Genomic DNA, 20805 nt, shown 5'->3' on the forward strand with positions numbered 1-20805 from the left:
AAAGTAAAAAAACAGGCTAATTATACAGCAACAGTTATGAAAAACAACCTCTTTACCACTGGCTCGACCAGGCCGGATGCTGGCAGTCACCGCCCGCCGGGGAAATGCGCCGCGGCCCGCTGCCATCGGCCCGGACGATGTAGATCGCCTTTTTCCCAGCCTCGTCGGAGGAGTAAGCGATGAAGCGGCCGTCGGGGCTCCAGCGGGGATGCTCCTTGTTGCCGGGGCCGAAGGTCACCCGCCGCTCGTCGCTGCCGTCGGGGCGGATGGTGTAGAGATCGAAGCGCCCCCCCTCCATGCGGCTGAAGACGATGCGGTCCCCCTTCGGGCTCCAGTCCGGGGTGGAGTTGTATTTGCCGGCGCTGGTCAGGCGGCGCACGCTTCCCCCCGCGGCGTCCATGATGAAGATGTGCGGGTTGCCCTGGCGGTCGGAGACGAAGGCGACCTGGTCGCCCTTGGGACTCCAGACGGCATCCACATCGATCGCCCACTGGTCGGTAAGCCGCCGGCGGATGGATCCGTCGGTGCCGATCAGGTAGAGCTCGGAGTTGCCGTCCTTGGACAGAGTCAGGGAGATCTCCTGGCCCGAAGGGTGGTAGCGCCCCGAGACGTTGAGCCCGGGCCGGTTGGAGATGCGCGCCTCGCTGCCGGAATAGATCTCTTTGCGGTACAGGTCGGGATTGCGCCCCCGGTAGGAGGTAAAGATCAGCTCCTTGCCCTGGGGGGAGAAGTCGGGGTTGAGGACGATGGCCCGGTGGTCGGTGAGCCGGATCGGATCGTGGCCGTCCACCTCCATCAGGTAAAGCTCCTTGAACCCGGTCTTGTTCGAGATGTAGGCGATGCGGGTGTTGAAGGGGCCGGCTTCGCCGGTCAGGCTCTGCAGGACCAGATCGGCGAAGGCGTGGGCCATGCGGCGCAGATCGTCCACCTTGCCGACGTAGCGGCGGCCGGTGAGCAGGCGCCGGTTGACCACGTCATAGAGCCGCGCCTCCAGCACCAGCTCGTCGCCCCGCAGCGAATAGGCCCCCTTGATCAGCGACTGGGCGCCGAGCATGCGCCACTCGCCGAAATCGACGTCGATGCTGATCAGCCCCAGGCGCTTGGCGTCGCCGAGAAAAGCGGCCGGGTCGACCAGGTTGAACAGCCCGGAGAGGTCCATGTCCCAGGCGAGCACCTCGTTGATCTCCCGGGCGATCTCCGGACGCGCCCCCTGGTCCAGGGGCAGAAACTCGGTGAGCGCCAGCGGGATGGTCTGCTGGCCGGGAGCGCGGATCTCGATCTGGGCCAGGGCCGGGCCGCCGAGCAGCAGGACAAAAAGCAAAGCAGGGATAAATTTGCGGAGCATCAGCTTACTCCATGAGGTCCTTGAGGTTGAAGACAACTTCGACTTCCAGCCGCCCGTCGGGTTTGAAGGGGAGCTGCTTTTCCTTGAGAATCGCCGCCTTGACCGAGTCGTCGAAGGTCGCATCGCCCGAGGCCTTGAGCATCTTGTAGTCGATCAGGGTGCCGCCGCCGTCGTAGACGATGCGCACCTTGGATTCCAGGTCGGTGCGCAGCACCTGGTACTTGGAAAGACTCCAGTTGGCCTTGAGAAAGGCCTGGATCCAGGTCTGCTCCGAAACCCCGGCCTGGGTCCCCTTGCCGTCGGGCATCCCCACCGGCGCATTGGGGACCGCCGAACCGGCGCGGGTGTCGGAGGATGCCAGGGCCGCCAGTTTCTGCTTGAGATCCTCGATGTTCTGCTTCGCCCGCATCTTCTCCACCGCCGACTGGACATCGTTGTAGTTTGCGGCGGGCTTGGCCGGTTTCGGTTCGGGCTTTTTCGGTTCCGGTTTGGGCTCCGGTTTGGGCTTGGCCTCCGCCTTGGGCTGCGGCTTGGGTTCCGGTTTGGGCTCGGGCTTTTTCGGCTCCGGTTTCGGTTCCGGCTTGGGCTCGGGCTCGGGCTTGGGGATCTGCACCGCCGGCTTTTGCGGCTCGACCTTGGCCGGTTCCGGCGGCGCCGGCGGCGGGGCGCTGCTCGGTTCGGCCTTGTCGGGCTGCGCCTTGGGCGGGTCGGGTCGGGCATCGGGCCGGCCGGCCTGGGGGTCCTTGACCGGCAGGTTGACCAGATCGACGTGATAGACCGGGCGCGGCGGCTTGCGGAAACGCGGCAGGATGACTCCGGACATGAGCAGCACCACCACCAGGTGCAGGATCAGGGAGCAGGCCACCATACGGCCCAGCCCCGGCTCGGGGTGCAGCTGGTCTGGGGGAAATTTTTGCGGACTTGCAGGCATCGGCGTGTCAATCGTCGGCGGTCAGGACTTGGGCTCCTGGGCCACCATCCCCAACTTGTCCACCCCCGCCTGGCGGATGGCGGCCATCACCTGGACCACCTTGCCGTAGGGGACCTCCCGGTCGGCCTCGAGAAACACCTCTTTCTCCTTGCGGTCCTTGAGGACCTGCTGCAGCACCGGGATCAGCTTGGCCGGGGTTTCGACCTTGGAGCGGCCGAGGGAGATGGCGCCGTTTTTCTCCACCGTGACCACCAGCGGCTCCTTGGCCGCGGCGAGATTCGGGGCGTTCTGCACCTCGGGAAGGTTGACGTCGACCCCTTTTTCCATCATCGGTGCCGTCACCATGAAGATGATGAGCAGCACCAGCATCACGTCGACGAAGGGGGTCACGTTGATCTGCGACAGGGTGCTGCGCCCGCTGCTGTCTCTGCGGCCGACTTCCATGGCTCAGGCCCTCCGCATCATGCGTTCGACGATGTTGAGAAACTCCTGGCTGAAGTTGTCCATCTCGCCGGTCAGCACGTTGACCTTGTTGACGAAATGGTTGTAGCCGACCACCGCGGGGATGGCGGCCACCAGGCCGATGGCCGTGGCGACCAGCGCCTCGGAGATGCCGGGGGCGACTACCGCCAGCGAGGCGCTGCCGGTCTGGCCGATGCCGTGGAAGGAGTCCATGATCCCCCAGACGGTGCCGAACAGGCCGATGAACGGCGCCGTGGAGCCGGTGGTGGCCAAAAAGGTGAGAAACTTCTCCAGCCGGTGGGTCTCCAGGGTCATGGCCCGGCGCAGGGCGCGGGCGACGTTGTCGGCCCCGCCGAGCTCGGCGGCAAAGCCGACCTCATCCTCCCCTTCCCGCTTGCGCTGCCCCTTGATCAGCTCCTGGTAGCCTTCGCGGAACAGCACGGTCAACGGCGAGTGTCCGTAGTCGCCGAGGCCCTGACCGATGGCGTCGAAGCGCTTTTTGGCCCAGAAGAACTCGAGAAAACGCTCCGAGTCCTTGGTGGCCCGATGAATGACCCGGAATTTGTAAAAAATAATGGCCCAGGAGACCACGGAAAAGTAGACCAGAATCAACAGGACCAGCTTGACCACCGGCCCGGCGTTGAGAACGAGTTCCAAGGTTGTTCCTCCGCGAAATAGGGTTAGTGCTGAAACAGGGATTATCTGCGATCCTCTGGTACAAGTCAACGTATTTACGGAACATTGCCCGGCCCCGCAAATGCCCCGGGTTCCCCCCGGGGCCAAAGATTAGCCGGCGGGCCGGGGCGGCCGCCTGGCGCTGCCAAGTCGATTCGCGGAGTTGGCCTCACATTATCTATCCCGAGGCCTTCTTCCGTCCTCCGTCGCCCCAGCTCTGGCCTCCAGCAAACCCAGTGCCAGGCAAGATAAAAGCTCTACATATCGGAAGCTTACGGGATTCCCCCAGCAGAATTGGCAGGGGTCGTTGGCGAAAACCGACGGCCAGGCGTCGCCTCACACCGACGGCAACCCGGCACCGCAGAGGAAGCGCCGGGTGGTCAAGGCCTTGATTCTCTGCACTTCCACCCCTCTACGGAACAGGAGTGCCCCATGTTGCCCGAGACCGACAGGGTCCGCAAAGGGGACTCATGACGCCCCCGGAAAGGCCAGGCGGCCCCGGGCCTGCCGGTAGAAATCGACCTGGGCCAGCTTGGAGGGGCTGCCCCCCGCGGCGAGGGCGTCCACCCGCATCAGCGCCAGCAGCAGGGGAAACCTGGCGTCGGCGATGAACCGCCACTGGCGCCGGCTCAGCCGGCGCTGCTCGCCAACCTGCCAGCTGAGGGCAAACATGTGATGGCGCACCAGCCAGAGCACATCCTCGCGACGGCCCGCCTCCATACCCAGGCTCCGCAGCCGGCCTTCGGCCAGTCGCACCCCCTCCCGGTCATGGCCGAAGGCGCGGATGCGGCCGTCGATCTCCCGGGTGGTCAGGGCTTTGCCCACGTCGTGCAACAGCGCCGCCCAGGCCAGCCGAGGGTCGGCATTGCCCGGCAGGTGCCGCACCGCCAGCAGGGAGTGGACCAGGGCATCCCCCTCCGGGTGATGGTCCGGGGGCTGGGGAACGTCGGCCAGGGCATAGACCTCGGGAAGCAGCGCGCGCAGGCGCGGGTCAGCCGCGAAGCGCTCAGCACGCTCCTCCCCATCGGGCAGGAGCAGGCAGTGTTCGATATAGTCGAGGTCGGTCATGACCCTGGCATCCTTCATCCTCGGGAACCCGCTGGCGGTGCAAGGGGACCCTAGCGAGGCTCAAGCCCTCTCCGATTCCACAAAATTTTGACCAGAACAGCCTATCTTAGCCCAGCACGGCCAGGTTTTCCAGAGACCAGGCCTCACCCCTGGGCTTACCCCCAGCCGGGGAAAGCGCGGCACCATTGGCACCAATTGCCAAAGCGTCTGGAATTGCTATGCTTTTAGGAGACAGCCGGAAGGCATCTGCCATGACCGAGCTTAACCCCGACAGCCCGAGCCCCCCACCCCAAACTCGCCTGACCCTGGTCGGCACCGTCCACCGGGACCCGCAGGGCCGCGCCAAACTGCTGCGGCTGCTCGAAGAGCTGCGTCCGGACCTGCTCACCCTGGAGATGAGCCCTGCCGCTCTGCACTACCGGCAACTCCACTCCCGCCACTTGGGGCTGCGCCTCGAGCGCATCCTCGAGCGCCTGGCGCGCGAGCGCGGCGAAGACCGCCGGAGCGTCGCCGGCCACCCCGCGGTGGCCGACATCCTCAGCCTGCTCGAGCTCCCCTTCGAGTACCAGGCCTGCGCGGCCTGGGCCGAACAGAGCGGCACCCCCCTGCGGCTGATCGACCTCGGGGAGATCTCCGTGGCCAAGCTCAAGCGGGTGGAGACCGAACTGATCACCTACCGCAACCTGCGGGTGCTGGTCGGCCTGCCCGAGGGGGCGGAAAAAACCTCTGGCGAAGGTCTCGGCTTCGCGCGCCTGCTGTTGGGCGAAAGACTCGATGAAGCGGTCCGCCAGGCCTTTCTCGAAAGGCACCGCGGGGAGGAGGGGATCGGCCAGCGCGATAAGTGGATGGAAGGAAAAATCCGCGAACTGCTGCGAAGCCGCCCCGGCGGCCACCTGGTGCACGTCGGCGGCTGGCTGCACCTGGTGGCGGACCGCCGCGCGGAGACCCTATACAGCCGCTTGGCGGATCTGGCCCCGCAACGCCTGCTGTTGGGTTAGGGACTTGCCACGTCGCGCCCCTAACCGCTGAAGAACATGCCGGCAATGGCCGCGTTCAGAAGATTGGCCAGAGTGGCGGCAAAAAGGGCACGCAGCCCGAGTCGTGCCACCTCGCTGCGGCGCTCGGGGGCGAACTCGCCCAAGGTACCGATCTGGATGGCGATGGAAGAGAAGTTTGCGAAGCCGGTCATGGCGAAGCAGGCAAGCATCAACCCCTTGGGTGAGAGAGTCTCAGCCGGCAGGGCGCTGAAACCGATTACTTCGTTGAAGGCTGTTTTGGCGCCCACCAGCCGGGCGAAAGCGCCAACGTCCGCTGCCGGTACCCCAACGATCCAGGCGGCCGGGGCGAAGACGACCTGCAGAATCCCCTCGAGGTTCGCCCGCTCCCCGCTCCCCGCCGCGATCACCCCGTCTAGAAGGTGAATCAGGGAGATGAAGGCAAGGAGCATCACCGTCACCCCGACCACCGCCTTCCACCCCTCCATTGCGCCGCGAGCCACCGCGTCAAGGACGTTCACCCCATGCTCCTCATCGATCGGTGCCGTTTCCTGATCCCCCCTGAGATCAGTCTCCGGTTCCAGGAGCTTGGCGAAGACGATCGCCGCCGGGGCCGCCATGATGCTGGCGGCCAGAACGTATTCGATGCGTGCGCCCATCCCGGCATAGGCGATCAGCAGGCCCGAGCCGACCGTCGCCATGCCGCCGGTCATGGTGAGAAAGAGCTGGGACTCGCTCATCGAGCGGATGTAGGGGGCCACGGTCAGCGGCGCTTGGGTCTGCCCGAGAAAGACGTTGCTCGCCGTCACCACCGCCTCGACGCTGCTGATCCCGAACAGACGCGTGAAGAGCCCGGCCATTCCGCCAACGATGCGCTGCATGATCCGATAGTAGTAAAGGACCTTGATCAGGGCGGCGAAAAAGACGATGGGGATCAGGGCGTCGAGGACGAAGGCGTAAGGCCAGCCGGAAAAGTTCTCCACCTGGGTGAAGCCGGTGTAGAGCGGGCCGAAGACGAACCGCGTCCCCTCCGAGGCGTAGATAATGATTTTGGCCAGGCCGCCGCCGATCTGCTCGAAGAAAGCCCGCCCCGGCGCCGTGCGCAGGACCAGGAAGGCGAAGAGCACGTTCAGCAGCAGGCCGTAGCCGACGGGCTTCCAGCGGATGGCGCGGCGGTTCCCGGAAAAAAGGACGGCCAGGGCGACCAGCGCCGCGATGCCAAGCCCTCCGCGAATGATCTGTTCCATGGCAAATAGATTCCCTTTGAATCGGCCACAAACCGGAGATGAAAAAAAGCCGCGCTCCGGGTGAGCGCGGCGACAGTTTGCATGAATTCGGGAGGTGGGGCAAGTGCAGATCACTCAATCAATGTCATGTTCGTTATTCCTATAGACTGGAAAGGCACATCCAGCTCGACACTTCTCAAGTTGGCGATTTCACTCCCGGCGAGCAGGTAGAACCTGAGCCCGCCAAGGAGAAGGAGCCCCCCATCATCAATACTCCAACTACCCGAGCTGTTTTCACCGCCGTCGTGTTGCATTACCCCGGTGCCATCCGCATTGAAGGTCGCCACGCCGGAACTCAGGCCGGTCATCTGGAAGGTTTTCCCGGCCAGCATTGAGGTCGTGAAAGGATCCGTTTTGGCAAGCCGCTGCGCACTTCCAAGGTTCCCGACATAAAGATATTTGTCAACTTCCGCCAACACATCTGCGGGCTCCATTAGTCCGGAATTCAAATCCATGCTGATGGTCTGCTCGGCTTCATTGAACTCCCAATTGCCTTGGAGAAATTCATAGAAACCCTGGTCGGTGGTCCACTCCGACCAGGTCCCATCCGCGTTGAAGGTGAAGACGGAAATCCCCCCATCTGGATACTCCTGGACGAAAGTCTTACCCGAGAAGGTTTCGGTGGTGAAGCCGGTGCCGATGTTGGTCGGGTCGTAGGTGTCGGGATCAGCTGCGATGGCCACCAATTGGCGTGTGGCAACGTCAGTGATGTGGGCCACCATTTCCTGGGCGCTACGGCCACTTTGGTCGGCCTCCTGGACGGTGCCAAAGACCCTGGCAAGTGCTTGGGCGATGCCGTGGAGTGAGGGGGAGGCTGTGGTTGAGTCGGCCAGGTAATTGGCGAAGAGGTTGGCGGACGCAAAACCCAAAGCACCTTTGATGACATCCTCGGCTTCGCCGATCGACTTGCCCCTCTCGACCTGTCCCTGGATAAGAGTCGTCAGCGGGCTGATGAATTCGGGCCGACCGGCCGGAGCCATCAGAAGATACGATTTTTCGACCGGAACGCCCGGGTTGTCCTCGTCAACGGTAACCCCCGCCTCCACAAGAACGACTATTGGATGTTGATCGACCTCTTCGCCCGTCAGAGTGTACTCTCCACCGGCGCCGGTGGTCGTTTTCGGTTCCCCTTCGTCCCAGACCTTGTTGCCGTTGCGGTCTGAGAAGACGGTGGCATCCACCAGGTAACCGTCGGCCACAACGCCGCTGACGCTGGCGGGCGTCGAGACTGGAGTGCTGTCGTTACTTCCACCGCCACCGCAACCGGCTAGGCTTACAAGAAACATTCCTGCAACCAAAATCCTGACGCCTCGTCTCATGTTGTCCTCCTGTTGAAGTTTATGCCTGGGTCGCCCCAAAGCCATTCGGGCCTTTCCTGTTTTCCCCCGCTGCGTGGTTTGGCCTTGGAGAAGAACAGACCGTGACCATCTTCAGCGGCCTCCGGCAAGCCATTGACCGTCCTTGTTTTGCCGAGGCCCCCGTTCACCTTCTCTGCAATCTTCCCTCCGCGCTGGGTCCAAGTTTTCTGCATCTCTTCACGCGAATACTGACCGAGGGCCTTGCCGACCCGAACGACCTCGCCTCGCTCTGTCAATTCGTCCGGTGATTCAATATCTCCCTTCCTCAATGTTTGATGGCCCCTGTGGTCAAGCCTTTGAATTTACCGACCACGGCATTCCCTGGGTAAAGAACTGGAAGCTGCTCCCGCCCCCCTCCTTGGCCCGGTACATGGCAAAATCCGCACACCTCATGAGCTCAGCTACGCTGCCGCCGTCATCTGGATAGATTCCGATGCCGATACTGGCCGTGACGTGAAACTCAAGCCCGCCGACCCGAAAGGCCGGGGCAAGACAAGTATTGACCTTATGGGCCATCGAACAGACCGCACCAAGCTGCTCCACCTCCTCAAGGAGCAGGACGAACTCGTCACCACCTATGCGGGCCAGGGTATTTCCTTTTCGGGTACAGGCCCTGAGTCGACCCGCCACCGCCTGCAATAGTCGATCGCCGACATCGTGGCCAAAAGAATCGTTGACCCTTTTGAACTGGTCCAGGTCCATGAATAAGATGGCCACCTGCTTGCAGGAGCGATGCGCCTTGGCGATGGCATGTTGGAAGCGGTTCTGAAAAAGCAGTCGGTTTGGTAATCCGGTCAGGGCGTCATGGTAGGCCAGGTGGATAAGCAGCGCCTCGCTCTCCCGCAGCGCGGTCCCGGTTGGCATGCTGTCCATCACATCCTGGAGGGTCCCGGCTATCTCGACAGGCTGGCTCTGGTGCTTGTGGTGAAAATCCCTAGGCCAATCAACGGGTTCGGCGACTCGTGAGGCAAGCGCCAGCTTCTCCTGCTTTTGGCTCGCTTTAGCTGTTCGGAGCATAAATTGGATGCGATAATCAAGGACAAAGCCTTTGGCCGAGCTGGTGATAAAGTCACTGGCCCCCGCCTCGTAGGCCCGACGGATTGCCTCGACCCTTTCGCCGCCGATAACCATCAAGATTGGTTTGTGTTGTCCGGCAGGAGTCTGGCGAATGGCCCGGCAGACCTCGAATCCATCCATGCCCGGCAAGGCGGCATTCAGCAGCACAGCATCGGGTTCTCTGGTCTTGAATTGGGCCAACGCATCCTCGCCATTCGCGGCCTCTACCACCACACAACCCGCCTTCTCCACGCTTTCTCGGATCCGGGTGAGCTGGGCAGGGTCCGCCCCGGCGATCAGAACTTCGGTTAATCGCTGGCTTTTTTCCTCCATTCCGGTCTCCCCTGGGTAGGACCTTACGCCGTGCAAGCTACCCGAACTCAACGACTTATGCCCGCCGAGCCGGCCGCAGCTCGAAGGCGGTGGCCCGCACCAGTTCCAGCACCTCAGGCTCGCGCCCCTGCGCCGGCCACTGGCGGCAGAGCCGTACCCGCACCGATCCTTCGCCCGCCTGGGCGACCCGCAGCAAATCGACGATCTTGTGCGACCTGTCTTTTCGCGAAGTCCGTATGGCCTGAAGCTGGAAGGTGCCGGGGTCCCGGCTGCGGATCCTGGCCCGGTTGCCGACGATGAAGATATCCCGGGGTCTTTCAGGGCTCGCAAAGCTGCAGAACTGTCGGATAGCCTCCAGGTTTTGCTGGTGGTATTCCAGATCCTGGTCGTTGCGGGGGTTGACGTCCTGGCCGTCGCTCTGGGCGAAGGGCGACAATTCGAGATGCAGGACTTTGCAGCCAGCCAGCTCCGCTTCCTCGCCGGGGACGAGAAAGTAGCCGGCCTTGCCGCAGGCCGCCAGCCTCGGATGTTCGGCCTGCCAGCTGCCGTTTTCCACCCAGGGCAATTCCCCGTGAATGGCTTTCAGGCCGGGATGGTTGGAGAGGCTGAGCCAGGAGAGCATCGACTCATGGAAAAGGTCCGCCACGCTTTCCGCATCCTGTTTCCGCACCAGGTCGCCGTAGAGCTTGCCGATCCCGCCCAGACCAGGCTCGTTGGTCACCATAAGAACTCGGGCCTGCCGCAGGTGCTCCTCCTGCCAGCGGGCGAAATTGGGGGTCTGCCGGAGAAAACCGCGCAAGTTGATGGCACCTGATTTGACGCGCTCAAGGTTCTCTTCGACCAGGGGCCATTCCCGCACCGACGGCCGATAGGGGTTGTAGTCGCCGAAGCTGTACATGGCGCGGCGCTCTTTGGACAACTGCCTGTTGCGGGACGAAAGGGGCATCTTCTCTCCGTGGGGCACATTGGGTGGTCCCAGCCCTGCGGGCTGGCTTTTCCTCCTGTTTCGCACGGTTCGTGCCATTTTCCCCAGCTTTTGAATTTACACTTGTTTTCAGCTAGTTAAAAAAACAAACCCGAAGGAACTGCGCCTTCGGGCCATTTCTTGTTTTCATTTTTTGAAACAATGACTATTATTTTAGAAACCACTCTCCGGTCTCCCGGCAGAGTGCGGAAACCCGCTCCCGAGGAGACCATGCCGACCCTGCATCTATACTGCGACCTTCGCGAACCCTCCCTGTCCCGCGCCGCTCGGGAAGCCCGCCGGTTGGAGCATTACGCTCTGCGGATCGAGCATGTCCGCACCGGCAACCTTGCCGCCAGCCTGGGCCAGTTGGCGGCAGACATGGGCGACGATGACCTCGGCCTGGTGGCCCTGCTGCACGCGCCCGATGAGCAACTGCGGGAAGCAGCACAGGTGCTTTCCCGCCATCCCCTGGACCTGCGGCGCCGCATCACCTTCTGCTGCTCCGGATACTGCCCGGGGATGGAGAGATGGGCCAACCAGTGTGGCCTCAAGCCCGAGCGCAACCATTATGAAGCCTCGCGGCGCCCGCCCTGGACCCCGCCCCATCCCCCCCGCGGGACCTCCCTAGCCGAACGCCAATGGATCCAGTACCGGCTGATGCGGGCCCTGATCGCCGGCGAGCCGCCGGCGGCGGTCTATGAGGAGATCATCCTGACCCTCCGCCGAGGAGCGCCTTCGGCCACCCAGCTCGAACGCTCCCGGCGGTTTGTCGAACAAGGGGAGCCGGATATGGCGGGGGGGAACTATGCAGAGGAGCGCCGGCTACACCCGAACGCCATCGACCGGCTGCGGGACCGGGCCGTCCAGGTGGGGCGTTCGGGTCTGAACACGCTGATCCTCGGCGAAACCGGCACAGGCAAGGAATCCCTCGCCTGGTACCTGCACGACTTCAGCACCCGCGGCAACGGGCCGGTTCTGGCCCTCAACTGCGCCTTTTTCGAGGGAGAGAGGCTTGAATCGGAACTTTTTGGACACGAGCAGGGGGCTTTTACCGATGCCAAGAAGGCCAAGAAGGGACTTGTAGAAGAGGCGGACGGGGGTACACTTTTTCTCGACGAGCTGCCGGAGATGGCCCCGCGCGTTCAGGCCAAGCTGCTGCGCTTCCTGCAGGATGGCACCTATACCCGCCTCGGCGGCAACCGCACCCTGCGCGCCGACGTCCGCATCATCTCCGCGGCGCAACCGAGCCTGATGCACAAGCTGCGGGCCGACCTCTACTACCGGGTCGCCGATGTCGAGCTGCGCACCGTGGCGCTGCGGGATATGGCAGGGCGGGACATCGTCAATATCGCCTGCAACCTGGCATACCGCCTGATGTGGAGGTCTGTCATCCGGGAGGAGGGGGAGACCGTCCTGACCCCCGATGTCATCCGCGGGATCTGGAAACAGTTGGCCCTACCGGAGCATGCCGCCCGTCTGGCTGGTTACCCCTGGCCTGGCAACATGCGCGAGCTCTCCGCCATGATCAAGCGCTTAGTACTGCTGGGAGACGACATTTTTCGCGAGCTTGATGGGAAACCGACCGGCTCGATGGTGTTCCCCGGCACTGAGGAGGCCACCTTTGACGAAGAGTGGCGCCAGTTCCTCCTCCCCGTTTCCAGCCTGGCGGAGATCGAAGCCCGCCAACTCAAGCTCAAGGCCCTGCAGGGGGCCTATGTCAGGCACCTGGTTGCCAGTCTTGGCGGCCGCACCCGCATCCAACCGACCAAACTGGCCGAAACCCTTGGCTGCACCTACAACACCCTGATGAGTTGCCTCGGCACCCAGAAACAACCTTGAAGGTTGCCCGCAAACGGGGTGCGCCTTGCCCCTACCAGCCGTGGCGAGCGAGAAGGCGCCGGCCGAACCGGGCGGTCGCCGAGGCGGGGGAGCGCTCGACCAGCCGGCGCAGGGAGGGCAGGTCATCCACGTCCTCCCAGCCGGCCACCTCCCGGTAGCCGATCCCCAGGGCCCGGGCCCGCTCGCGGGTAGCGGCCAGCACCCCGGGGGTGCTCCAGGGGATGTCCCGGAACAGTTCGGGATGCACTGCGTCCTGCCCCACCAGCACGTAGCCGCCGTCCGCGGCGGGGGCGGTGACGAAGCTGGCGCGCTCCAGGGCGGCGAAGGCCTCCTCGACCAGGTGCGCGGGAAGGTCGGGACTGTCCGAGCCGATCATGGCGGCCCGCCGGCAGCCCCGGGCGAAAAGGGCCTCGAAGGCCCGCTCGAGCCGCTCGCCGAGGCCACCCTGGGCCTGGGCTATGCGCGGCAGGGCGGGAAAAGCGGACTGGAAAAACGCTTCCTCCCCGGCGTAGAACAGCACCAGGTCGAAGTCCCGGCCTGCCAGCGATTCGACCGTTTCGATCAGCGAGACGCGATAGAGCTCGGCGGCCTGCTCGCCGGAAAGCGGCGGGCAGAGGCGGGTTTTGACCCTGCCGGGGAGCGGCTGCTTGGCGAAAATCCCCAGTGCCCGCGTTGCAATCTTCGGAATAGAGCTATTAATTTCAGAGACTTGCAAACTATCCACAGAATCCACAGGGTTATCCACAGCCGCTAGCGGGTGCCGCTCTCCACCAGAGCGTAGGCCGAGTGGTTATGGATCGACTCGAAATTCTCGCACTCGACGCGAAACCACTGGATCGCCGGCTGCTGGCGCAGCTTGAGGGTCACCGCGCGCACGATGTCCTCGACGAACATGGGGTTGTCGTAGGCCTGCTCGGTGACCGCCTTCTCGTCTTCGCGCTTGAGCAGCGAATAGACCGGCGCGCTGCCGCAGCTCTCCACCCACTCGATCAGGTCCTCGAGCCAGACGTGGTCGCGGTAGCGGATCTGCACGTTGATGGCGCTGCGCTGGTTGTGGGCGCCGCGGGCGCTGATCTCCTTGGAGCAGGGGCACAGGGAGGTGACCGGCACGGTCACGCCGAGCACGAAGTCGGCCGAATCCCCCAGGGTGCCGAGCATCCGGCACTGGTATTCCATCAGCCCGCGGGCCCCGGAGGCGGGAGCCTGTTTTTCGATGAAGTAGGGGAACTCCAGCTCCATGTGGGCGCAGGAGGCCTCGAGGCGCTCCTTCATCTCCTGGAGAATGGTGTCGAGGCTGAGGATGCTGATCTCGCCGCGGTACTGGTTGAGGATCTCGATGAAGCGGCTCATGTGGGTCCCCTTGAAGTGGTGGGGAAGGTCCACGTACATGTTGATGCGCGCCACCGTGTGCTGCTCGAGCTTGCTCTTGTCCTGCACCACGATGGGGTAGCTGATGTTCTTCACCCCGACCTTGTCGATGGGGACCTTGCGGGTGTCGGGTTCCCGCTGTATGTCACGCATCGGCCCCTCGGGGGCCGGGGAGGCGTGAGGCGTGAGGGGTGAGGCGTTTTTATCTTTGCTTTTGTTGGTCATGACTTTGCTTTTCCTCCTCACTCCTTACTTTTCACTGCTCACCGCATAGCGGACGGGATCTTTCACCCCCGCCTCGGCAAACCCCTTGAGCCGCAGCAGGCAGGAGTCGCACTCGCCGCAGGCCAGCCCCTCGGGGGTGGGATCGTAGCAGGAGTGGGTCAGGGAATAGTCGACCCCCAGCTCCAGCCCCTTGCGGATGATCTGCGCCTTGCTCAGTTGGATCAGCGGGGTGTGGATGCGGTAGCGCCCCCCTTCGACTCCCGCCCTGGTGGCGAGGTTGGCCATCGCCTCGTAGGCCGCGATGAACTCAGGGCGGCAATCGGGGTAGCCCGAGTAGTCGAGGGCGTTGACCCCGATAAAGATGTCCTGGGCCCCCAGCACCTCGGCCCAGCCCAGGGCGAAGGAGAGAAAGATGGTGTTACGCGCCGGCACGTAGGTCACCGGGATGCTCTCGTCGATCGCCCGCCCCTTGGGGACGGCGGTGTCCGAGGTCAGGGCGCTGCCACCGATGCGGCGCAGATCGATCTCCACCAGCTGGTGCTCGACGGCCCCCACTTTCGGGGCGTATTGCCGGGCCTTGTCCAGTTCGATGCTGTGGCGCTGGCCGTAGGCGAAGCTCATGGCGTAGGGCTCGAACCCCTCAGCCCGGGCGATGGCCATGCAGGTGGTCGAGTCGAGCCCCCCGCTGTAAAGAACAACCGCTTTTTTGGACATTTTCCTGACTCCTGACTGCTGACTCCTGATTTCTCGAGTCAGTGAACTTCGTAAAAGTCCCCGGTCCCCAGCCGGTGCACCTTCATCAGGTTGGTGGTGCCGGGGGTCGACATGGGGCTGCCCATGGTGATGACCACCACCTCCCCTTTTTTCAGCACCCCGGCATCGAGCACCGCCTGCTCCACCGAACGGATCTGCGCTTCGGTATCCCCCTGGATGTCGACCCGCAGCGAGCGCACCCCGGCATACAGGGACATGCGGCGGCGCACCTCGAGGGTGGGGGTGATGGCGAATACCGGCACCGACGGGCGGTACTTGGCGACCAGGGCCGCGGTGCTGCCGGTCTGGGTAAAGGCGAGAATCGCCGCGGCGCCCAGGTTTTCGGCCACCCGGCAGGCGGCCTGGCCGATCGCCTCGGGCAGCCGCCGGTAGCCGCGCACCTCGGGGATGGGGCGGAAGGATTTTTCGCGCAGCACCGGATCCTCCTCCACGTCGTGGGCCACCCGCACCATCAGCGAAACCGCCTCGACGGGGAACTGCCCGGAAGCGGTCTCCGCCGAGAGCATCACCGCATCGGTCCCGTCGAGGATCGCGTTGGCCACATCGGAGGTTTCGGCGCGGGTCGGGCGGGGATTGGCAATCATGCTTTCGAGCATCTGGGTGGCGGTGATCACCGGTTTGCCCGCCTCGTTGCACTGGCGGATGATGCGCTTCTGGATCAGCGGCACCTTCTCCGGGCTCATCTCCACCCCCAGGTCGCCGCGGGCCACCATGATGCCGTCGGCGGCCTCGAGGATGGCGTCGAAATTGGCCACCGCCTCGGGCTTTTCGATCTTGGCGATCACCCGCAGGTCGGCCTTCTGCTGGTAGAGCAGGTCCTTGAGGCCGTGCACGTCCTCGGCCCGCCGTACGAAGGAGAGCGCCACGTAGTCGACGCCGTGGCCGAGGCAGAAGCGCAGGTCCTCCAGGTCTTTTTCCGTCAGCGCCGGCGCGGAAACCTTCACCCCCGGCAGGTTGATCCCCTTGCGGTCCTTGAGCACTCCGCCGAACTTGACCCGACAGCGCACCTCCTCGGCCGCGGCCGAGAGCACCTCCAGCTCCATGAGCCCGTCATCGAGCAGAATCCGGTCGCCGGGGGTCACGTCTCCCGGCAGCTCCCGGTAGGTGGTGGGGATCAGCTCGCCCTGGCCCAGCACCTCGCGGGTGGTCAGGGTGACCTCGCTGCCGGAGACCAGGGTCAGGGCGCCGCCGGCCATCTGCCCGGTGCGGATCTTGGGGCCCTGCAGATCCGCCAGGATCCCCACCGCCCGGCGCCGGCGCCGGGAAAGTTCACGGATCCGCTCGATCAGCCTGGCCTTGCTTTCCAGGTCACCATGGGAGAAATTGAGGCGAAAAACATCGGCGCCGGCCTCCATGAGGGCCAGCAGCATCGATTCCGACTCGCTGGCCGGGCCGAGGGTGACAACGATCTTGGTGCGACGGAACATGGCTGGATCCTTTCGGCCTTACCACCTGGCCGGGCCCCATAAACAGGGGACCCTTTCCGGCCGGAAAAGGGTCCCTCGACAAGCCCGGCAAGCTTTTCGGGAGCAACTCTAGTGGTGGTAGCGTCCCTTGTACTCGGTATGGGCCTTGTCCGGCCCCTTGTGACAGCGGAAGCAGCGTTGCTCGGAAATTTTCTGCTGCTCGAGCGGGGAGGCTTCGGCAGGCGCCATCGATCCCGAACTTTGCCAGGCTTCCCTGCCGGTTTCGCTGGTCAGGGTGGGCGGCTCATAAGCCAGCTGCCAGTCGTTGCCGATCGGCTGGGTGTGACACTGGTCGCAGCCGCCCGGAGCGGGGATCGCTTTCCAGGATCCCAGCATCGCGCAGCCCCAGGCCAGGGAGCATATCAGGATCAGTGGCAGCAGGGTCTTTTTCATGCGGCGTCAAGTCTCCTTCCTAGGGAATTATCCCGTGAACTATAGCACAGCGGCCAGGCCAGGCAAACGGCAAAACCGTTGAACCTGCGGGCAGCTCTGTGCTATTAATGGATTTTTGCGAAAATTGGAGACCTTAGCCTGCCTATGATCGGAAAATTGATCCGCTTCTCCCTGTTCGCCGGGCTCGGCCTGGGGCTTGCGGTTTTGCTCGGATTGTCCGCCGCCTACCTGTACGTTTCCAAAACCCTGCCCAAGGTCGAAACCCTGGCGGACTACCGCCCCCCCATCATCACCAGCGTCTACAGCGAAGACGGCGGGGTGATCGCCGAGTATTACCGCGAGCGGCGCATCCCGGTCCCGGTGGAGCGCATGCCTGGCCAGCTCATCGAGGCCTTCGTCGCCGCCGAGGATTCCCACTTTTTCGGACACAAGGGGATCGACCTGGTCTCCATTTTGCGCGCCGCGCTGAAGAACATCAAGGCCGGCGGCATCGTCCAGGGCGGCAGCACCATCACCCAGCAGGTGGCCAAAAGCCTGTTGCTCTCGCCGGAGAAGAAATTCGAGCGCAAATTCAAGGAGGCGATCCTCGCCTGGCGCATGGAGAAATACCTGTCCAAGCAGGATATCCTCTATCTCTACCTCAACCAGATCTACCTCGGCCACAGCGCCTACGGCGTGCAGGCGGCCGCCGAGAATTATTTCGACAAGAACGTCGAGGACCTCTCCCTGGCCGAGTGCGCCATGCTCGCCGGGCTGCCCCAGGCCCCCAGCCGCTACTCCCCCTACCGGCATTTCGGCCGGGCCAAGGAGCGCCAGAAATACGTCCTGGGTCGCATGGTCGATGAGGGGTACATCAGCCCCGAGCAGGCCCAGCAGGCCCTGGGCCAGGAGCTGACCATCCACCCGCGGGTCAACGTCCACATTGCCGACGCCGCCTACTTCACCGAACAGGTGCGCCGCTACCTCGAGGAGAATTACGGCGAGCAGCTGCTCTACAGCGGCGGCCTCAAGGTCTACACCACCATGAACCTCGGCATGCAGCAGGTCGCCCAGCAGGCGGTGCGGGAGAACCTGCGCGAACTCGACAAGCGCCAGGGGTTCCGGGGGGTGGAAAAGGTGCTTTCCGCCGATGAGGAAGCGGCCTTTCTTGCCGACCAGGAGCAGAAGCTGGGGGATAAGCTGGTGGCCCCCGGCGATCTGCTCGATGCGGTGCTCACCGGCGGGTCAGGCAATCAGCTGGAGGTTCGCATCGGCCCCTTCAAGGGGGAGATCCCTCGCTCCGGCTACGAATGGGCCGGCCCCGTACGGGTGGTCCCCCGCGGCCAGGCGGCCGCGGCGGGCGGCTCCGGGCGCGAGCAGCGCATGCCGGTGGGATCGGTGCTCAAGGTGCGGGTGGAGAAGGTCAAGGCCGACCAGGTTCTCACCCTGAGCCTGGAACAGGTACCGGCCGCCCAGGGGGCCTTGGTCGCCCTCGACCCGCGCAGCGGACAGGTCCGCGCCATGGTCGGGGGCTACGACTTTGCCCAGAGCCAGTTCAACCGCGCCATCCAGGCCCGCCGGTTGCCCGGTTCGGCGATCAAGCCGATCATCTACGCGGCGGCCCTCGACAAGGGCTACACTCCGGCCACGGTCATCCTCGATACCCCGGTGATCTACAAGCAGACCAGCGCCAGCGGCGAACAGACCGAGTGGAAGCCGCGCAACTACGCGGAAAAATTCTACGGGCCGACCAGCTTTCGCGAGGCGCTGACCCACTCGCACAACGTCATCACCATCAAGATCCTGGAGGACGTCGGAGTCAGCTACGTGGTCAATTACGCCCGCAAGCTCGGCATCGAGTCGCCCCTGGCCCGCGACCTGACCCTGGCCCTGGGCTCCTCGGCCCTCACCCCCCTGGAGCTGGCCACCGCCTACTCGGTGTTTGCCAGCGGCGGAGTGCGCCTGACTCCGACCTATATCACCAAAATCGTCGATCGCGACGGCAAGGTTCTCGAATCCATCGACCCCGCCGATTTCCCCACCGGCGTCGGCAGCGACCAGAAGCTGATCCGCCAATCCCCCGAGCGGGTCATCTCCCCGGAGACTGCCTACCTGATCACCAACCTCATGGAGAGCGTGGTCCGCGACGGCACGGGTTGGCGGGCCAAGAGCCTCGGCCGCCCGGTGGCCGGCAAAACCGGCACCACCAATGACCTCAAGGACGCCTGGTTCGCCGGTTACGTCCCCCAGCTGGTCGCCATCTCCTGGGTGGGGTTCGACCAGGAGCGCCCCCTGGGTAAAAAGGAGACCGGCTCCCGGGCCGCCGCTCCGGCCTGGGTAAGCTTCATGCAGGAGGCGGTCAAGGGGCTGGAGCCCGAGGAGTTCCCCGTCCCCGACGGCATCGAGTTTCACCCCATCGACCGGATCTCTGGCCTGCTCACCCCGGAGGACAACAGCGAGGCGTACATCGAAGTCTTCGCGCCTGGAACCGCCCCCTCCCGCTACGCCCTGGACGAATCCCGCCCGCGGGCCAGGGACTTTTTCAAGCTCGACCTGCAGGATAACTGATCGCGAAAATGCCTGAAATCAAAAAGCCCAGTCCCGCCAGGGATTGGGCTTTTTGATTTCGTGGAATTCGCGCTGGTCCTTCAGGGGGCTGGCGGTTTACCCTGGCCCTGCTCTTTCCAGAAGCGCTCGGCCCCCGGATGCAGGGGGATCTCCACCCCGAACAACCCCAGGGCCTGGTCGAGGTTGCGGGTCGAGGGGTGGCTTCGCCGCATGGCCTCCATTCCTTCGTTGCTGAAGAGCTTTTCCAGGGCAGTGGCTACCAGTTCCGGGTCCATGTGGGAATTGGCCACCCACAGTGCCGAGTCCTGATAACTGGCGACCTCGGCCTGCTGTCCTGGGTAGGTTCCCGCGGGGATAACCATCGGCCGATAAAAGGGGTAGGCATTGTACAGCCCGCCGGCGAGCGCCGGCGCCTGGACGTCCAGCAGCCGGATTCTGGCGCGACGACCCAACTCCGTCAGCGACTCGCTCGGGAAGCCGACCATTTCCCATACCGCTTCCACCCTCCCCCTGGAGAGTTCCTCCGCCGCCATGCTGTAGCCGAGGTAGACGGGGATGACCTCCCCCCAGAGCCCCAGCGCAGTGAAAAACCGCTCCGCCGCCAGGGCCGCCCCGGAGCCGGGGTTGCCGATGGCGACCCGTTTGCGCTGCAGATCGTGCACGCTCCTGATCCTGCTGTTGGCCAGCACCACCAGATGCGCGGTGGCCCCGTAGATTCTCGTCAGCGCCCTGACCTCCCGGGTCGGCGGGAGGTGCTTTTCCAACTGGCCCCGCGCGGCGAGGTAAGCGTCTCCGGCATAGACGATTGCCATATCGAGGCTCCTCTGCTCCACCCCCTTGAGATTGGCCAGCGAGCCGCCGGTACGTTCCACGCTCACCCGCATCCCCGGGGCAGCCAGGTGCATGACCTCCTGCAGCCCCGCGGCCACCTTCTGGTAAGTTCCCCCCGCCGGCCCCCCGCCGATGTGCAGCAAGGGCTCCCGCTGGGGGCACCCCGACAGCGTCAGTGACAGAAGGATCAATATTGAAACCGGAAATAATAGAACGCGTTTAATCGGCATCCTTACCTCGACCTGGTCACCCCGATACGGGGGCAGTCACTCAATACCGGACAAAGGGTGCACAGCGGCGTCGGCGCCTTGCAGATCTGGCGACCGTGGAAAATCAGGACATGGCTGGCCTGGGTCCATTTTTCGCGGGGGAACAGGGCGCAAAGGTCCCGCTCGATCCTCTCCGGATCGCTGTGCCGGGTCCACCCCAGGCGCCCGGCGATGCGCTTCACGTGGGTATCGACCACCAGGCCCTCGGCAAGGCCGAAAGCGTTGCCGAGGACCACGTTGGCGGTCTTGCGCCCCACCCCGGGCAGGGCCGTCAGCGCCTCCAGGGTGCGGGGGATCTCGCCGCCGTGGCGCTCGAGCAGAGCGGCCCCGCAGGCCACCAGGTTCCTGGCCTTGTTGCGGAAAAACCCGGTGCTGCGGATCTCCTCCTCCAGGGCACTTAGATCGGCGCCGGCGTAGGCCGCCGCATCGGGATACCTGCGGAACAGCCCCTCGGTCACCTGGTTGACCCGCACATCGGTGCACTGGGCGGAGAGAATCGTCGCCACCAACAGCTCGAGGGGGTTGGAGTAGTTAAGTGCGCAGTGGGCATCGGGGTAGGTCTCTTCAAGGGTCCCCAGAACCCTCAGCGCCGTTTTGCGATCTGGCTTAGCGGCCAT

Annotated in this window: 20 protein-coding genes; 3 read left to right on the forward strand and 17 right to left on the reverse strand. The window is 64.3% G+C overall.

Going from position 1 to position 20805, the window contains the following annotated elements; translation table 11 throughout:
* Positions 1-52: 52 nt before the first annotated feature.
* The 5 genes from tolB to DESUT3_RS20750 all read right to left on the reverse strand — a co-directional run bounded on the left by tolB (position 53) and on the right by DESUT3_RS20750 (position 4481).
* A complete protein-coding gene (tolB, locus tag DESUT3_RS20730; protein WP_221250401.1) occupies positions 53-1345 on the reverse strand; it encodes a Tol-Pal system beta propeller repeat protein TolB in 1293 nt (430 codons plus the stop codon).
* Positions 1346-1349: 4 nt separating this feature from the next.
* Complete coding sequence (locus tag DESUT3_RS20735; RefSeq protein WP_221250402.1) at positions 1350-2213, reverse strand: TonB C-terminal domain-containing protein; 864 nt, start codon at positions 2211-2213, stop codon at positions 1350-1352.
* An 84-nt stretch (positions 2214-2297) separates the two neighbouring features.
* Positions 2298-2720: a protein TolR gene (tolR, locus tag DESUT3_RS20740; RefSeq protein WP_221250403.1), complete on the reverse strand. Its 423-nt coding sequence runs from the start codon at positions 2718-2720 to the stop codon at positions 2298-2300.
* A 3-nt stretch (positions 2721-2723) separates the two neighbouring features.
* Positions 2724-3395 (reverse strand): protein TolQ, encoded by a 672-nt coding sequence (tolQ, locus tag DESUT3_RS20745; RefSeq protein ID WP_221250404.1) that lies wholly within the window; start codon positions 3393-3395, stop codon positions 2724-2726.
* A gap of 486 nt (positions 3396-3881) precedes the next feature.
* Positions 3882-4481, reverse strand: coding sequence for an HD domain-containing protein (locus tag DESUT3_RS20750; protein ID WP_221250405.1), 600 nt, complete (start codon positions 4479-4481; stop codon positions 3882-3884).
* 251 nt (positions 4482-4732) lie between these two features.
* Here DESUT3_RS20750 and DESUT3_RS20755 point away from each other — a divergent pair, with 251 nt between their 5' ends.
* Entirely contained in the window at positions 4733-5479 is a 747-nt protein-coding gene (locus DESUT3_RS20755; protein ID WP_221250406.1) for a hypothetical protein, read from the forward strand.
* Positions 5480-5499: 20 nt separating this feature from the next.
* Here DESUT3_RS20755 and DESUT3_RS20760 read toward each other — a convergent pair whose 3' ends face one another.
* The 5 genes from DESUT3_RS20760 to DESUT3_RS20780 form a co-directional block, all read right to left on the reverse strand.
* Positions 5500-6723 carry a NupC/NupG family nucleoside CNT transporter gene (locus DESUT3_RS20760; RefSeq protein ID WP_221250407.1) on the reverse strand — a complete coding sequence of 408 codons (1224 nt, stop codon included), beginning with the start codon at positions 6721-6723 and terminating at the stop codon, positions 5500-5502.
* A gap of 110 nt (positions 6724-6833) precedes the next feature.
* Positions 6834-8081, reverse strand: a complete 1248-nt coding sequence (locus tag DESUT3_RS20765; RefSeq protein ID WP_221250408.1) for a hypothetical protein — start codon at positions 8079-8081, stop codon at positions 6834-6836.
* Complete coding sequence (locus DESUT3_RS20770; RefSeq protein WP_221250409.1) at positions 8078-8389, reverse strand: hypothetical protein; 312 nt, start codon at positions 8387-8389, stop codon at positions 8078-8080. Before DESUT3_RS20770 ends, DESUT3_RS20765 begins: the two co-directional genes overlap by 4 nt.
* 19 nt (positions 8390-8408) lie before the next feature.
* Complete coding sequence (locus DESUT3_RS20775; RefSeq protein WP_221250410.1) at positions 8409-9509, reverse strand: GGDEF domain-containing response regulator; 1101 nt, start codon at positions 9507-9509, stop codon at positions 8409-8411.
* Positions 9510-9564: 55 nt separating this feature from the next.
* Positions 9565-10455, reverse strand: a complete 891-nt coding sequence (locus tag DESUT3_RS20780) for a hypothetical protein (RefSeq protein WP_221250411.1) — start codon at positions 10453-10455, stop codon at positions 9565-9567.
* 249 nt (positions 10456-10704) lie between these two features.
* On the opposite strand from DESUT3_RS20780, the gene DESUT3_RS20785 reads away from it, so the two are divergent.
* A complete protein-coding gene (locus DESUT3_RS20785; protein WP_221250412.1) occupies positions 10705-12315 on the forward strand; it encodes a sigma-54-dependent transcriptional regulator in 1611 nt (536 codons plus the stop codon).
* Between the two features lie 31 nt (positions 12316-12346).
* On the opposite strand, the gene DESUT3_RS20790 is transcribed toward DESUT3_RS20785, so the two are convergent.
* The 5 genes from DESUT3_RS20790 to DESUT3_RS20810 form a co-directional block, all read right to left on the reverse strand.
* Positions 12347-13030 carry a TIGR04282 family arsenosugar biosynthesis glycosyltransferase gene (locus tag DESUT3_RS20790; protein WP_221250413.1) on the reverse strand — a complete coding sequence of 228 codons (684 nt, stop codon included), beginning with the start codon at positions 13028-13030 and terminating at the stop codon, positions 12347-12349.
* A 35-nt stretch (positions 13031-13065) separates the two neighbouring features.
* Positions 13066-13836, reverse strand: coding sequence for a GTP cyclohydrolase FolE2 (gene folE2 / locus DESUT3_RS20795; RefSeq protein WP_221250414.1), 771 nt, complete (start codon positions 13834-13836; stop codon positions 13066-13068).
* Between the two features lie 96 nt (positions 13837-13932).
* Complete coding sequence (gene queC, locus DESUT3_RS20800; protein WP_221250415.1) at positions 13933-14622, reverse strand: 7-cyano-7-deazaguanine synthase QueC; 690 nt, start codon at positions 14620-14622, stop codon at positions 13933-13935.
* 38 nt (positions 14623-14660) lie between these two features.
* Positions 14661-16109 carry a pyruvate kinase gene (gene pyk / locus DESUT3_RS20805; protein ID WP_221250416.1) on the reverse strand — a complete coding sequence of 483 codons (1449 nt, stop codon included), beginning with the start codon at positions 16107-16109 and terminating at the stop codon, positions 14661-14663.
* Positions 16110-16217: 108 nt separating this feature from the next.
* On the reverse strand, positions 16218-16541 hold the full coding sequence (locus DESUT3_RS20810; RefSeq protein WP_221250417.1) for a cytochrome C: 324 nt from the start codon (positions 16539-16541) through the stop codon (positions 16218-16220).
* A 144-nt stretch (positions 16542-16685) separates the two neighbouring features.
* Here DESUT3_RS20810 and DESUT3_RS20815 point away from each other — a divergent pair, with 144 nt between their 5' ends.
* On the forward strand, positions 16686-19088 hold the full coding sequence (locus DESUT3_RS20815) for a penicillin-binding protein 1A (RefSeq protein WP_221250418.1): 2403 nt from the start codon (positions 16686-16688) through the stop codon (positions 19086-19088).
* 80 nt (positions 19089-19168) lie between these two features.
* On the opposite strand, the gene DESUT3_RS20820 is transcribed toward DESUT3_RS20815, so the two are convergent.
* Both DESUT3_RS20820 and nth read right to left on the reverse strand, forming a co-directional pair.
* A complete protein-coding gene (locus DESUT3_RS20820) occupies positions 19169-20149 on the reverse strand; it encodes a TAXI family TRAP transporter solute-binding subunit (protein ID WP_225911577.1) in 981 nt (326 codons plus the stop codon).
* 2 nt (positions 20150-20151) lie between these two features.
* On the reverse strand, positions 20152-20805 hold the full coding sequence (gene nth, locus DESUT3_RS20825) for an endonuclease III (protein WP_221250420.1): 654 nt from the start codon (positions 20803-20805) through the stop codon (positions 20152-20154).

The sequence above is a fragment of the Desulfuromonas versatilis genome, assembly GCF_019704135.1.
Lineage (GTDB): Bacteria > Desulfobacterota > Desulfuromonadia > Desulfuromonadales > NIT-T3 > Desulfuromonas_A > Desulfuromonas_A versatilis.

Coding starts and splice junctions, on each gene's coding strand:
- DESUT3_RS20785 (WP_221250412.1), top strand. CDS start 10,705: ATGCCGACCCTGCATCTATACTGCGACCTTCGCGAACCCTCCCTGTCC.
- folE2 (WP_221250414.1), bottom strand. CDS start 13,836: ATGCGTGACATACAGCGGGAACCCGACACCCGCAAGGTCCCCATCGAC.
- DESUT3_RS20760 (WP_221250407.1), bottom strand. CDS start 6,723: ATGGAACAGATCATTCGCGGAGGGCTTGGCATCGCGGCGCTGGTCGCC.
- DESUT3_RS20815 (WP_221250418.1), top strand. CDS start 16,686: ATGATCGGAAAATTGATCCGCTTCTCCCTGTTCGCCGGGCTCGGCCTG.
- DESUT3_RS20780 (WP_221250411.1), bottom strand. CDS start 10,455: ATGCCCCTTTCGTCCCGCAACAGGCAGTTGTCCAAAGAGCGCCGCGCC.
- DESUT3_RS20735 (WP_221250402.1), bottom strand. CDS start 2,213: ATGGTGGCCTGCTCCCTGATCCTGCACCTGGTGGTGGTGCTGCTCATG.
- queC (WP_221250415.1), bottom strand. CDS start 14,622: ATGTCCAAAAAAGCGGTTGTTCTTTACAGCGGGGGGCTCGACTCGACC.
- DESUT3_RS20765 (WP_221250408.1), bottom strand. CDS start 8,081: ATGAGACGAGGCGTCAGGATTTTGGTTGCAGGAATGTTTCTTGTAAGC.
- nth (WP_221250420.1), bottom strand. CDS start 20,805: ATGGCCGCTAAGCCAGATCGCAAAACGGCGCTGAGGGTTCTGGGGACC.
- DESUT3_RS20810 (WP_221250417.1), bottom strand. CDS start 16,541: ATGAAAAAGACCCTGCTGCCACTGATCCTGATATGCTCCCTGGCCTGG.
- DESUT3_RS20820 (WP_225911577.1), bottom strand. CDS start 20,149: ATGCCGATTAAACGCGTTCTATTATTTCCGGTTTCAATATTGATCCTT.
- DESUT3_RS20755 (WP_221250406.1), top strand. CDS start 4,733: ATGACCGAGCTTAACCCCGACAGCCCGAGCCCCCCACCCCAAACTCGC.
- tolR (WP_221250403.1), bottom strand. CDS start 2,720: ATGGAAGTCGGCCGCAGAGACAGCAGCGGGCGCAGCACCCTGTCGCAG.
- tolB (WP_221250401.1), bottom strand. CDS start 1,345: ATGCTCCGCAAATTTATCCCTGCTTTGCTTTTTGTCCTGCTGCTCGGC.
- pyk (WP_221250416.1), bottom strand. CDS start 16,109: ATGTTCCGTCGCACCAAGATCGTTGTCACCCTCGGCCCGGCCAGCGAG.
- DESUT3_RS20750 (WP_221250405.1), bottom strand. CDS start 4,481: ATGACCGACCTCGACTATATCGAACACTGCCTGCTCCTGCCCGATGGG.
- DESUT3_RS20775 (WP_221250410.1), bottom strand. CDS start 9,509: ATGGAGGAAAAAAGCCAGCGATTAACCGAAGTTCTGATCGCCGGGGCG.